The organism is Micromonospora echinofusca (assembly GCF_017614955.1).
GTDB lineage: Bacteria > Actinomycetota > Actinomycetes > Mycobacteriales > Micromonosporaceae > Micromonospora > Micromonospora echinofusca_A.
The window spans coordinates 1-13185 of record NZ_WVUH01000207.1; the positions used below are offsets into that span (position 1 = coordinate 1).

Below are 13185 nucleotides of genomic sequence, written 5' to 3' on the forward strand. Positions count from 1 at the left end.
GTGGCGTGTACGGCGGCGGTGGTGGTGGCTACAGCGGCGGTGGGTACGGCGGCGGCCGGTCCGGGCACGGTGGCCGGCGGCAGCCCGACGAGCAGCCGGGCTGGGGCGGCGCGGAACCGCCGCGCGGCCGGCGGTCGGGCTACGACGGTGAGTCGGGTGGCCGGTACGGCGAACCCCGGCACTACCGGGGATACCGGGACAACGGGTACGACCAGCGCTGACGGCCGCCGCCCGGGTTGCTGCGGCGGCCGGGCGGCGGGCACACCGGCTGGCGCTGACCCCCGGGCCGGGCGGGTCAGATCCGCCGCAGGACGGCCACCACCCGCCCCATGATGGTCGCGTCGTCACCGGGGATCGGGTCGAAGGCCGGGTTCTGCGGCATCAACCAGACGTGCCCGTCGCGTGGCCGGTAGGTCTTCACGGTTGCCTCGCCGTCCAGCATGGCCGCGACGATCTCGCCGGAGTTCGCCGTCGGCTGCTGCCGGACGACCACCCAGTCCCCGTCGCAGATCGCCGCGTCGAGCATCGAGTCGCCCTTGACCTGGAGCATGAAGACCTCGCCCTCGCCGACCAGTTCGCGGGGGAGCGGGAAGACGTCCTCGACGGACTGCTCGGCGAGGATCGGACCACCGGCCGCGATCCGGCCGAGCATCGGCACGTACGCCGGGGTGGGGCGCTGGGAGCGGCTCACCTCGTCGTCGACCATGTCGCTCGGCGGCCGGACGTCCACGGCCCGGGGACGGTTCGGGTCGCGCCGCAGGAAGCCCTTCCGCTCCAGCTCCTTCAGCTGGTAGGCGACGCTGGACGGGGAGACCAGGCCGACCGCCTCACCGATCTCCCGGACGCTCGGCGGGTAGCCGTGGCGTTCCACCCAGTCGCGGATGAACTCCAGGATGCGGCGCTGGCGCGCGGTCAGGTCCACCGTCGCCGGCTCGGGGAAGGCGCCCGTCATCGGGGTGACCGCCCGCAGGGCCGGCTCGCCCGTCCGGGCCCGGGGTCGGGCTGCGGGGCGGCGTCGGCCCGCCGGCGGACCGGCCTCGGCGCTCGGTGACTGCTGCTGCCGGCTGGTCCGGTCGTCGGTCGACACGTCCCGTCCTCCCTGGTCGACGCTGTGCCTCGGCGGCTCGTGGTGCGGCGCTGTCCGGTGGGGTCGGAAACCCGCCCGCCACCGGTTGTTCCCGACCGTATAGGTGAGATCGGTCTTATTCAAACATCTGTACGACGTTGTTCGGCGTGTCGGGATGGACATGCTCGACATCCGAACACCTGTTCTGATACGTCCAATGCTACGCGGGCTGCCCGGGTGGGGCCGACGTCGACCGTCGGTGGGCGGGTGGCCGTCGACACGTCCCGTCCGGTCGGGCTGCGCTCCGCCGGCCGGGCGGGTACGGTCGTCCGGCCGGTGGCCGCCACGGGCCGTGCGGCTCGCCCGGTGGGCGGGTCGGTCGACGGATCGCGGGCAGGTGGTAACCCCGGGTCGCCCGGCGCGGTTGGGCTGGTGGGCGACGCGCCCGCAACACGCCGGCCAACTTGACCACGGCCGGCCGGCGGCATACGGTCGACCCCTAGATGTAGTAGTGACAAGGGTGTAAGTCGCCTACAGGTTGGGTTCGACTACTCACCGCTCTCCGGATGGTCGTGACATCGGGGAGGCTGCCGTCCGGTGGTCTCGCCGCAGTTACGCGTGCCCGGAAGCGGTCGCCCGGTCGCGGTGGACGTGGAGGAGGAACGGCGATGCGGTGCCCCTACTGCCGGCATCCCGACTCCCGGGTGGTGGACTCCCGGGAGGCCGACGACGGCCAGCTGATCCGCCGTCGCCGTTCCTGCCCCGAGTGCGGCAAACGGTTCACCACCCACGAGGAGGCGGTCCTCGCCGTCGTCAAGCGGAGCGGGGTGACCGAGCCGTTCAGCCGGACGAAGATCATCGGCGGGGTGCGCAAGGCGTGCCAGGGCCGGCCGGTCGCCGAGGACGCGATCGCGCTGCTGGCCCAGCGGGTGGAGGAGACGGTCCGCGCCAAGGGCGCCGCCGAGGTACCCAGCCACGAGGTGGGCCTGGCCATCCTCGGCCCGCTGCGTGACCTCGACGAGGTGGCCTACCTGCGGTTCGCCAGTGTCTACCGGTCGTTCGAGTCGTTGGCCGACTTCGAGCGGGAGATCGAGTCGCTGCGGGCGGCGGCCCGGGAACGGGCCGGGCTGACCGACGACCGGCCGGCAGCGGAGCCGGCCGCCGGTCGTACCAGTTGAGTTTTGGTTTCTGACAGATCGACACGCGCGGCGGGTGACCGCGCGGGCAGAGGGGGCGGATGACATGGCGGGGGACGGTGTGACAGCAAGCAGGTCACGGACCCGGGCCGGCGCGGCGGCCGGGCTGAAGGTCGAGCGGGTCTGGACGACCGACGGGGTGCACCCCTACGACGAGGTCGTCTGGGAACGCCGCGACATCGTCATGACCAACTGGCGGGACGGCTCGATCAACTTCGAGCAGCGGGGGGTCGAGTTCCCCGCGTCCTGGAGCGTCAACGCGGCCAACATCGTGACCACCAAGTACTTCCGGGGGGCCGTCGGCACCGACGAGCGGGAGTGGTCGCTGCGGCAGCTCATCGACCGGGTGGTCAAGACCTACCGGGCCGCCGGTGAGCGGTACGGCTACTTCGCCGACCCGGCCGACGCGGAGATCTTCGAGCACGAGCTGACCTGGATGCTGCTGCACCAGGTGTTCAGCTTCAACTCGCCGGTCTGGTTCAACGTCGGCACCCCCTCCCCGCAGCAGGTCAGCGCCTGCTTCATCCTCGCCGTCGACGACTCGATGGACTCGATCCTGGACTGGTACAAGGAGGAGGGGCTGATCTTCAAGGGCGGCTCCGGCTCCGGGGTCAACCTCTCCCGGATCCGCTCCTCGCGGGAGCTGCTCTCCTCCGGCGGCACTGCCTCCGGCCCGGTCAGCTTCATGCGTGGTGCGGACGCCTCCGCCGGGACCATCAAGTCCGGCGGCGCCACCCGGCGGGCGGCCAAGATGGTCATCCTCGACGTGGACCACCCGGACATCGAGGAGTTCGTCGTCACCAAGGCGCGCGAGGAGGACAAGATCCGCGCGCTGCGCGACGCCGGGTTCGACATGGACCTCGGCGGTGCCGACATCGTCAGCGTGCAGTACCAGAACGCCAACAACTCGGTCCGGGTCTCCGACGAGTTCATGAAGGCGGTCGAGACCGGCGGCGAGTTCTCGCTGCGCGGCCGGCTCGACGGCGCGGTGATCGAGGACATCGACGCCCGGAAGCTGTTCCGGACCATCTCCCAGGCCGCCTGGGAGTGCGCCGACCCGGGCCTCCAGTACGACGACACCATCAACGACTGGCACACCTGCCCGGAGACCGGGCGGATCACCGCGTCGAACCCGTGCTCGGAGTACCTGCACCTGGACAACTCCTCGTGCAACCTGGCCTCGCTGAACCTGATGAAGTTCCTCCGCGCCGACGGTGGCTTCGAGGTGGAGAAGTTCGTCAGGTCGGTCGAGCTGGTCATCACCGCGATGGACATCTCGATTTGCTTCGCCGACTTCCCCACCGAGAAGATCGGCGAGACCACCCGCGCCTACCGGCAGCTCGGCATCGGGTACGCCAACCTGGGCGCCCTGCTGATGGCCTCCGGCCTGCCGTACGACTCGGAGCAGGGCCGCTCGGTCGCCGCCTCGATCACCTCGCTGATGACCGGCACGGCGTACCGCCGCTCGGCCGAGCTGGCCGGCGTCGTCGGCGCGTACGACGGGTACGCCCGTAACGCCGAGGCGCACCAGCGGGTCATGCGCAAGCACGCCGCGGCCAACGACGAGATCAAGCCGACCAGCACCGTGGCCACCGCCATCGTCCGGGAGGCCACCCGGCAGTGGACCCAGGGCAACAAGATCGGCGGCAAGAACGGCTGGCGCAACTCCCAGGCGTCCGTGCTCGCGCCCACCGGCACCATCGGCCTGATGATGGACTGCGACACCACCGGGGTCGAGCCCGACCTGGCGCTGGTCAAGTTCAAGAAGCTGGTCGGCGGCGGCAGCATGCAGATCGTCAACCAGACGGTGCCGCGCGCCCTGCGCAGCCTCGGGTACCCGGAGGAGCAGGTCGAGGCGATCGTCGAGCACATCGCCGACCACGGGCACGTGGTCGACGCCCCGGGCCTGAAGACCGAGCACTACCCGGTCTTCGACTGCGCCATGGGCGAGCGGTCGATCGCGCCGATGGGGCACGTCCGGATGATGGCCGCGGTGCAGCCGTTCATCTCCGGCGCCATCTCCAAGACGGTCAACATGCCCGAGGCGGCGACCGTCGAGGACGTCGAGAAGATCTACTTCGAGGGCTGGAAGCTCGGCCTGAAGGCGCTGGCGATCTACCGCGACAACTGCAAGGTCGGCCAGCCGCTGTCGGCGGCCAAGCCGAACAAGGCCACCGAGACGACCGCCGCCACGGCCCCGACCGGGTCGGCCACGTCGTCGACCCCGAGGGCGGAGGTCGAGAAGATCGTGGAAAAGGTCGTCGAGTACCGGCCGGTGCGCAAGCGGCTGCCGAAGAAGCGGCCCTCGCACACCGTCTCCTTCTCCGTCGGTGGGGCCGAGGGCTACCTGACCGCCTCGTCGTACCCGGACGACGGGCTGGGCGAGGTCTTCCTCAAGATGTCCAAGCAGGGCTCGACCCTGGCCGGGGTGATGGACGCCTTCTCGGTGGCCATCTCGATCGGCCTCCAGTACGGCGTGCCGCTGGAGACGTACGTCAGCAAGTTCACCAACATGCGGTTCGAGCCGGCCGGGATGACCGACGACCCGGACGTGCGGATGGCCGCCTCGGTGATGGACTACATCTTCCGGCGCCTGGCCCTGGACTTCCTGCCCTACGAGACCCGTGCCGAGTTGGGCATCTTCACCGCCGCCGAGCGGGCCGCCCAGCTGCGGGCCGAGGCGGAGGCGGAGAGCAACGGGGTCGACCTGACCGCGATGGCCTCCTCCGCGCCGGTGGAGACCAGGCCGGAACCGGCCGCCGAGGCGGCTGAGCCGGCGGCAGCCAGGTCGGCACCCCGGGTCGGTTCCTCGACCGAGCTGCTGGAGGCGGTTATCGGCAAGGCCGCCGACGCACCGCTCTGCTTCACCTGCGGGACGAAGATGCGCCCCGCCGGCAGCTGCTACGTCTGCGAGGGCTGCGGCTCCACCAGCGGCTGCAGCTGACCATCCGGCCGGCCGTCCAGCGGACCGGTTAACAGGGGCCCCTTCCTATGCGGAATGCGATAGGAAGGGGCCCTTCCTTACACTCGGGCGGTGGGTGAGGTCCGCAAGCCGCTGGCGCCGAGGGCGTTGACCGAGCCGCACCCGTGCCGACTGTCCCCGGACCATCCGGACCGGCCGGCCATCCTCGCCGCGCACACCGCCGCGCTGGTCGCCGGGGAGGCCGGGTACCGCGATCCCGCCACCGGGTTGTTCGTGCTCACCGCCGGGTTCCTGGCCCGCCGGGGTACCTGCTGCGGGCGCGGCTGCCGGCACTGCCCGTACGTCACCGACGAGTCGGCGGGTGAACAGGCGGTCAGCGGGTAACCTCGGCGACCATGACGCGGTACGTCGTGGTCGGTGCGGGGATCGTCGGACTGGCGGTCGCCCACCGGATCGTGCGGGACCGGCCGGATGCCCGGGTGACGGTGCTGGAGAAGGAGAACCGGCTGGCCGCGCACCAGACCGGGCACAACTCGGGGGTGATCCACGCCGGGGTCTACTACCGGCCGGGCAGCCTCAAGGCCGAGCTGTGCCGGGCCGGCAGCCGGTCCATGGTCGACTTCTGCGCCGCGCACGACGTTCCCGTCCAGGTCTGCGGCAAGCTGATCGTCGCCACGGACACTGTGGAACTGCCCCGGTTGCACGCGCTGTACGCCCGGGCGGTGGCGAACCGGCTTCCGGTACGACTGATCGACCCCGTCGAGGCCCGGGAGCACGAGCCGGCGGTGCGCTGTGTCGCCGCCCTGCACGTGGCCAGCACCGGCATCGTGGACTTCACCCGGGTCTGTGCGGTGCTCGCCCGACTCGCCGAGGAGGCCGGCGCCGAGATCCGGCTCGGTGCCCGGGTCACCGGGGTGCACCGGCGTGCCGACGGGCAGACGGTCGCCACCACGGCCGGGGACGTACCCGCCGACGTGCTGGTCAACTGTGCCGGCCTGTACGCCGACCGGCTGGCCCGGCTGGCCGGGGTCACCCCGCCGGCCCGGATCGTGCCGTTCCGGGGCGAGTACCACGAGCTGCGTCCCGAGCGGCGGCACCTGGTCCGGGGCCTGGTGTACCCGGTACCCGATCCGCGCTTCCCGTTCCTCGGGGTGCACCTGACCCGGATGATCGACGGTTCGGTGCACGCCGGCCCGAACGCGGTCCTGGCCCTGGCCCGGGAGGGCTACTCGTGGCGGCGGGTGGTACCCCGGGACGTGGTCGACCTGGCCAGCTATCCGGGGCTCTGGCGGCTGGCCGGCCGGCATTTCCGGTACGGGGTGGCCGAGGTGCACCGGTCGCTGTCCCGCCGACGGTTCGCCGCCAGCCTGGCCAGGCTGGTGCCGGCGGTGACCGAGGCGGACCTGCTGCCCAGCGCCGCCGGGGTACGCGCGCAGGCCATCGCCCCGGACGGCACCCTGGTCGACGACTTCCTCATCGCCACCGGGGACCGGCAGGTACACGTGCTCAACGCGCCGTCCCCGGCGGCGACCAGTTCCCTGGAGATCGCCCGGCACGTGGTCGCCCGGCTGCCCGGTTGAACGCCGTCCCGCCGGCCAGGCGGTGGACTGCCGCCCGGCCGGGCTGCCCGGTCGAGCGCCGTCCCGCCGGCCGCCCGGCACCGTTGAGCTGCGGGACTTTCGTCCGGCGGACGGAGGTCGTACGGTGTCCGACGGACCGGCCGGTGGACGGCGGGTCGGTGCGGGAGGTGGCTGTGCGCGGGCGGCTCTGCCTGGCGGGGTTCGGACTGCTGCTGGGTGGCTGCGCGCAGCCCGACGAGCAGATCGCGGTGCCCGCGCCCGTTCCGGTGCTCGTCGACGCGCCGGCCGGCTCGGCCGGTGGCGCCTGCCGGCTGCTGGACTTCGCGCTGGTCGAGGAGGCCACCGGGGTCCGGTTCGACGTGGCGGCGGCCAGCGAGCAGGGCGACACGCACAGTTGCGTGATCCGCGCGGAGCAGCAGGCCGTACCCGATCTCACCCTGTCGGTGAGCGAGACCAGCATCGACCTGGCCGCGTTCAAGGCCGACCTGATGCCGAAGGGCGCGCGGGCCGTGCCCGGCCTGGGCCGGGCGGCGTACCGGCTGACCGTGGCACCGGCCTCGAAACAGGGACCGGTGGCCGAGGTGGCCTGGCTCGCCGAGGACGGCCGGCTGGCCAGCCTCCGGTACACCCTGCCGGTCGGTCAGGTGCGTGCGGACGCCGAAGGGTTCACCCCGAAGCTGGTCACCCTGGCGAAGCAGGTGGACACCCGGGCACTGTGACCGGCGCCGGCCCCGGCGGTTGCCGGGGTCCGGCCGGGCCGGCTCACCGACCGGGGCCGGCGTGCCCGGTCACCGTCGAGGTCCGGCGCACCGCACCACCGTCGAGGTCCGGCGTACCGGACCACCACCCGGGTTCACTGGGCGGCGACGAACACCCGGGAGGCGACCTCACGCGGCAGCCGGATCGTGTCGCCGGACCGGTCGATGGTGACCCCGTCGCGTTCCTGCGCCACGGTCACCGTGGCCCCCGGGTCCACCCCGGCGGCGTGCAACTGCCGCAGCACGTCGCTGTCGGTCTGCACGCTCTCGCAGATCCGGCGTACCACGACGGTGCCGGTGAGCCCCGGGAAGGCGAGGTTACGTTCGGTGCCGACCGGTACCGGGGTCGGCTGGCCCGCGCTGCCCAGCGCCTCCAGCCCGGGGATCGGGTTGCCGTACGGCGAACGGGTCGGCCGGTTGAGCAGGTCGTAGACCTTCCGCTCGACCGCGTCGCTCATCACGTGCTCCCACCGGCAGGCCTCCTCGTGGGCCTCCTCGTAGGGCATCCCGATCACGTTGACCAGCAGCAACTCGGCCAGCCGGTGCTTGCGCATCACGGCGACCGCGTGGGCCCGGCCGGCATCGGTGAGCGCGAGATGGCGGTCGCCCTCCACGGTGAGCAGGCCGTCCCGCTCCATCCGGGCGACGGTCTGGCTGACGGTGGGGCCGCTCTGGTGCAGCCGTTCCGCGATCCGGGCCCGCAGCGGCGGCACCCCCTCCTCCTCAAGTTCGAGGATGGTGCGCAGATACATCTCGGTCGTGTCCACAAGGTCCGTTTTCGACACCTTCACCCCTTCCCGGCGATGGAGGTAACCAGACCCTCGGTCGTGTCGACCAGGTCATGCTTCACGTGAGCGGCCTCCCGGAGCACGATGCTACCTCGCAGCCCGCCCGGTCACCCTGATCGAACCGCCCGGTCCGGCACCTGATGGTGTTCACTGGTGGCCATGTCCGAAACGGTAGATCTCCTGGTCGAGGTGGCCGCGCTCCGCGCCGAGCTGGCCGGGGACGACCCACCTGCCCTGCTCGATGTCCGCTGGCGGTTGACCGGCCCGCCCGGCCGGGACGACTACCGGGCCGGCCACCTGCCCGGGGCGGTCTTCGTCGACCTGGACGCGGAACTGTGCGGTACCCCCGGCCCCCGGGGGCGGCACCCGTTGCCGGACCCGGGCGACCTGCAACGGGTACTGCGGGCGGCGGGCGTACGCGCCGGGCGCCCGGTGGTGGTCTACGACGGCGGGGACGGGATGGCCGCCGCGCGGGCCTGGTGGACCCTGCGGTGGGCCGGCCACGACGCGGTACGGGTACTGCACGGCGGTTTTCCGGCCTGGGTCGCCGCCGACGGGCCGGTGCGCACCGACGTACCCACCCCGTCCGCCGGGGACGTCACCGTCCGACCGGGTGCCCTGCCGGTCCTGGACGCCACCGCCGCTGCCGGGCTCGCCGGCTCCGGCACCCTGCTCGACGTGCGGGTCGCGCCGCGCTACCGGGGCGAGAGCGAGCCGGTCGACCCGGTCGCCGGGCACATTCCCGGTGCGGTCAACCTGCCGGCCGGCGGGTACGTCGGGCCGGACGGTCGTTTCCCCGCCGCCGACGCGCTCCGGTCCCGGTTCGCCGGGGCGGGGGTGACCGACGGGGTACCGGTCGGCGCGTACTGCGGATCGGGGGTGACCGCCGCGCAGGCCGTACTGGCGTTGCACCTGGCCGGTCGTCCGGACGCCGCACTGTACGTCGGCTCGTGGAGCGAATGGGTGGCCGATCCGTCCCGTCCGGTCGCCACCGGCGCCTGACCCGGCCACCGCGCTGCCCGCCACCGGCGGACAGTGCGGCCCCGTTGGCCGGGCGGCAGCCCACCGGCTCCCCCTCCACCGGCTGCGGTGGAGGGGGAGCCGGCGGGAAACACGCATGCGACGATGACGCAATGTCCGACGAGACGCTGGTGGTGTGGGACGAGTCGCTGCTCGCCTACGACATGGGGGATCACCCGCTGGACCCGGTCCGGGTGGAGCTGACCATGGCGCTCGCCCGCGAGCTGGGTGTCCTGGACCGGCCCGGCGTGCGCCTGGTGAAACCCGATCCGGCCGACGACGCCGCGTTGACCCGGGTGCACCGGCCCGACTACCTCGACGCGGTACGCGCCGCACCCGACGACCCGTTCTTCGCCGGCTACGGGCTCGGCACCTCGGACAATCCCATCTTCGACGGGATGCACGAGGCGAGCGCCCTGATCGCCGGGGCGAGCCTGGCCGCCGCCGAGGCGGTCTGGTCCGGGCGGGCCCGCCGCGCGGTCAACGTGGCCGGTGGCCTGCACCACGCCATGGCCGGCCGGGCAGCCGGGTTCTGCGTCTACAACGACCCGGCGGTGGCCATCGCCCGGCTGCTGGACCTCGGCGCGGCACGGATCGCCTATGTGGACATCGACGTGCACCACGGCGACGGGGTGCAGGCGATCTTCTACGACGACCCCCGGGTGCTCACCGTCAGCCTGCACGAGACCCCGCTGGCGCTCTTCCCGGGTACCGGTTTCCCGGACGAGACCGGGGGCCCCGGCGCACCGGGCAGCGCGGTCAACCTGCCGCTGCCACCCGGCATCACCGACGCCGGTTGGCTGCGCGCCTTCCACGCGGTGGTGCCGTCGGTGCTGCGGGCCTTCCGCCCGCAACTGCTGGTCACCCAGTGCGGCGCCGACAGCCACCGGCTCGACCCCCTCGCCGACCTCCGGTTGACCGTGGACGGGCAGCGCGCCGCGCACCTCGCGCTGCGGTCGCTCGCCGACGAGCTCTGCGAGGGCCGCTGGGTAGCCACCGGCGGCGGCGGGTACGCCCTGGTGGAGGTGGTGCCCCGGGCCTGGACGCACCTGCTCGCCACCGCCACCGGTGCCCCGCTCGACCCGGCCACCCTGACCCCGCCCGCCTGGCGCAAGCTGGCCCACCGTCGCCGACCCGACCGGGAGGTGCCGTTGCGGATGACCGACGACGTGGACCCGACGTACGAGCCGTGGCAGCCCACCGGGGAACCGGACGCCGTGGACCGGGCGGTGATGGCCACCCGCCGGGCCGCCTTCCCGCTGCTCGGGCTCGATCCGCACGACCCGCGCGACTGACCACGAGGGAGACCCAGTGACCACCGTGGACCAGCCGGTGGACGTACTGCTCACCGACGGTACGACCGTGCAGGTGCGGCAGATCCGGCCCGAGGACGCCCCGGCGATCGTGGCCATGCACTCCCGGTTCTCCGAACGCACCCGCTACCTGCGCTACTTCTCGCCGTACCCGCGCATCCCCGAGCGTGACCTGCGCCGGTTCGTCACCGTCGACCACCTCGACCGGGAGGCGTTCGTGGTGCTGACCGCCGGGCAGATGGTCGCCGTCGGCCGGTACGAGCGGCTCGGCCCGGGCGCACCGGACGCCGAGGTGGCCTTCGTGGTGGAGGACGCCCACCAGGGCCGGGGCATCGGGCCGGTGCTGCTGGAGTACCTGGCCGACGCGGCCCGGCGGGCCGGGATCAGCCGGTTCGTCGCCGAGGTGCTGCCGGCCAACGGGGCGATGCTGCGGGTCTTCGCCGACTTCGGCTACCAGGTCCAGCGCCAGTACGCCGACGGGGTGGTCCACCTCAGCTTCCCGATCGCCCCCACCGAGCAGACCCGCCAGGTGCAGTGGAGCCGCGAACACCGTACCGAGGCACGCTCGATCGCCCGGCTGCTCGCCCCGCGTGGGGTGGCCGTCTACGGGGCCAGCGCCACCGGCCACGGAGTGGGCGCCGCCCTGCTCGGTCACCTGCGCGACGGCGGGTTCACCGGCACCGTCGTGCCGGTCCACCCGACCGCGACCCGGGTGGCCGGGCTGCCGGCGTACCGCACGGCGACCGACGCGGGTGTACCCGTCGACCTGGCCGTGGTCGCGGTCGCCCCGGACGCGGTGCCGGGGGTGGTCGACGACGCGGCCCGGGCCGGCGTACACGGCCTGGTGGTGATCACCGCCGGGTTCGCCGAGGCCGGCCCGGCCGGCGTCGCCGCCCAGCAGGACCTGGTCCGTCGGGCACACGGCGCGGGCATGCGGGTGGTCGGCCCGAACTGCCTGGGCCTGGCCAACACCGACGACCGGGTACGCCTCAACGCCACCCTCGCCCCCCGGCTGCCGGCCGCCGGTCGGGTCGGCGTGTTCAGCCAGTCCGGAGCGTTCGGGGTGGCGCTGCTGGCCGAGGCGGACCGGCGTGGCCTGGGACTGTCCAGTTTCGTCTCGGCCGGCAACCGGGCCGACGTCTCCGGCAACGACCTGTTGCAGTACTGGGAGGACGATCCCGGTACCGACGCGATCCTGCTCTACCTGGAGACGTTCGGTAACCCGCGCAAGTTCGCCCGGCTGGCCCGCCGGATCGGTCGGGTCAAGCCGGTGGTGGCGCTCGCCTCACCGGTCCGCCCCCCGGGGCTGGGGCCGGTGGCGGGTCCGGACGCGGCGGCGGTCACCGCGCTCTTCGCCCGGTCCGGCGTCATCCGGGTGGACACCGTCGCCGAACTGCTCGACGTCGGTGTGCTGCTGGCCAACCAGCCGCTGCCCGCCGGGCGGCGGGTGGCCGTCGTCGGCAACTCCACGGCGCTGGTCGGGCTGGCCACCACGGCCTGCCGGGCGCAGGGGATCACCGTCGTCGACGGGTACCCACTCGACGTCGGGCCCGACGCGGGAGCGGCGGAACTGGCCGCCGCCCTCGCCGGGGCCGGCGCCGACGAGCAGGTCGACGCGCTGCTGGCGGTCGTGGCGCCACCGCTGCCCGGCCAACTCGTCGACACCGACGCCGACTTCGCCGCCGCGCTCGGTCCGGTGGTGGTGGGTGGGGACAAGCCGACGGTGGTGACGTTCCTGGCCGGCGGGTTGCCGGCCGGCGTGCCGGCGTACCCCTCGGTCGAGGAGGCGGTCCGGGCACTGGCCCGGGTCGGCGCGTACGCCGAATGGCTCCGCCAGCCGACCGGGACGCTGCCCGAACTCGCCGGCGTGGACCGGCCGGTCGGGGCGGCGGCGATCGACCTGGACGGCCCGGACCTGGCGCCCCGGCTGCTGGGCGCGTACGGCATCGAGGTGGTGGAGTCGACCACGGCGGGCACCGTCGACCAGGCGGTGGCGGCGGCGCAGCGGCTGGGCTTCCCGGTGGCGCTGAAGGCGGCCGGTCCCGCCCTGCGGCACCGGCTCGACCTCGGCGCGGTCCGGCTCGACCTGGACGATGCGGCGGCGGTACGCCGGGCCTACCAGGAGATGTCCCCACTGTTCGGTGCCGAGGTGCTGGTCCAGCGGATGGTCCCGCCCGGGGTGGCCTGCGTGGTGGAGCTGGTCGAGGACCCGGCGTTCGGCCCGGTGGTCGGCTTCGGCCTCGGCGGGGTGGCCACCGAACTGCTCGGCGACCGGGCCTGGCGGGCGGTACCCCTCACCGACACCGACGCGGCGGCGCTGATCGACGAGCCCCGGGCGGCCCCGCTGCTGCGCGGCTACCGGGGTGCCCAGCAGGTCGACCGGGAGGCGCTGGCGGACCTGCTGCTCCGGGTCGGCCGGCTGGCCGACGAACAGCCCCGGGTACGGTCGCTGCGGCTCAACCCGGTACTGGTCCGGCCGGACGGGCTCTCGGTCCTGCACGCCAGCGTCACCCTCGGCGCCGACACCACCCGCCCCGACAC

The 13185-nt window shown here is 73.5% G+C and carries 10 protein-coding genes and 1 pseudogene; 9 read left to right on the plus strand and 2 right to left on the minus strand.

Annotated features, from left to right (window positions below; all coding sequences use genetic code 11):
* Window positions 1-221: pseudogene (locus GSF22_RS21520) on the plus strand (hypothetical protein); the annotation flags it as partial.
* Window positions 222-295: 74 nt separating this feature from the next.
* Here GSF22_RS21520 and lexA read toward each other — a convergent pair.
* Window positions 296-1087, minus strand: coding sequence for a transcriptional repressor LexA (gene lexA, locus GSF22_RS21525; protein WP_208815541.1), 792 nt, complete (start codon window positions 1085-1087; stop codon window positions 296-298).
* A 647-nt stretch (window positions 1088-1734) separates the two neighbouring features.
* On the opposite strand from lexA, the gene nrdR reads away from it, so the two are divergent.
* From nrdR to GSF22_RS21550, 5 genes are all read left to right on the plus strand, one after another.
* Window positions 1735-2244, plus strand: a complete 510-nt coding sequence (nrdR, locus tag GSF22_RS21530; RefSeq protein ID WP_208815542.1) for a transcriptional regulator NrdR — start codon at window positions 1735-1737, stop codon at window positions 2242-2244.
* Between the two features lie 64 nt (window positions 2245-2308).
* A complete protein-coding gene (locus GSF22_RS21535) occupies window positions 2309-5206 on the plus strand; it encodes a vitamin B12-dependent ribonucleotide reductase (protein WP_208815543.1) in 2898 nt (965 codons plus the stop codon).
* Between the two features lie 90 nt (window positions 5207-5296).
* Entirely contained in the window at window positions 5297-5569 is a 273-nt protein-coding gene (locus tag GSF22_RS21540; protein ID WP_208815544.1) for a DUF5522 domain-containing protein, read from the plus strand.
* Between the two features lie 11 nt (window positions 5570-5580).
* A complete protein-coding gene (gene lhgO, locus GSF22_RS21545) occupies window positions 5581-6765 on the plus strand; it encodes an L-2-hydroxyglutarate oxidase (protein WP_208815545.1) in 1185 nt (394 codons plus the stop codon).
* Between the two features lie 167 nt (window positions 6766-6932).
* Window positions 6933-7484, plus strand: coding sequence for a hypothetical protein (locus GSF22_RS21550; protein WP_307804193.1), 552 nt, complete (start codon window positions 6933-6935; stop codon window positions 7482-7484).
* A 134-nt stretch (window positions 7485-7618) separates the two neighbouring features.
* On the opposite strand, the gene GSF22_RS21555 is transcribed toward GSF22_RS21550, so the two are convergent.
* Window positions 7619-8308, minus strand: coding sequence for a metal-dependent transcriptional regulator (locus GSF22_RS21555; protein ID WP_208815546.1), 690 nt, complete (start codon window positions 8306-8308; stop codon window positions 7619-7621).
* 162 nt (window positions 8309-8470) lie between these two features.
* Here GSF22_RS21555 and GSF22_RS21560 point away from each other — a divergent pair, with 162 nt between their 5' ends.
* The 3 genes from GSF22_RS21560 to GSF22_RS21570 form a co-directional block, all read left to right on the plus strand.
* On the plus strand, window positions 8471-9313 hold the full coding sequence (locus GSF22_RS21560) for a sulfurtransferase (RefSeq protein WP_208815547.1): 843 nt from the start codon (window positions 8471-8473) through the stop codon (window positions 9311-9313).
* Window positions 9314-9444: 131 nt separating this feature from the next.
* Window positions 9445-10626, plus strand: a complete 1182-nt coding sequence (locus tag GSF22_RS21565; protein WP_208815548.1) for an acetoin utilization protein AcuC — start codon at window positions 9445-9447, stop codon at window positions 10624-10626.
* Window positions 10627-10642: 16 nt separating this feature from the next.
* On the plus strand, window positions 10643-13185 hold a 2543-nt coding region (locus GSF22_RS21570), incomplete at its 3' end, for a bifunctional acetate--CoA ligase family protein/GNAT family N-acetyltransferase (protein WP_208815549.1).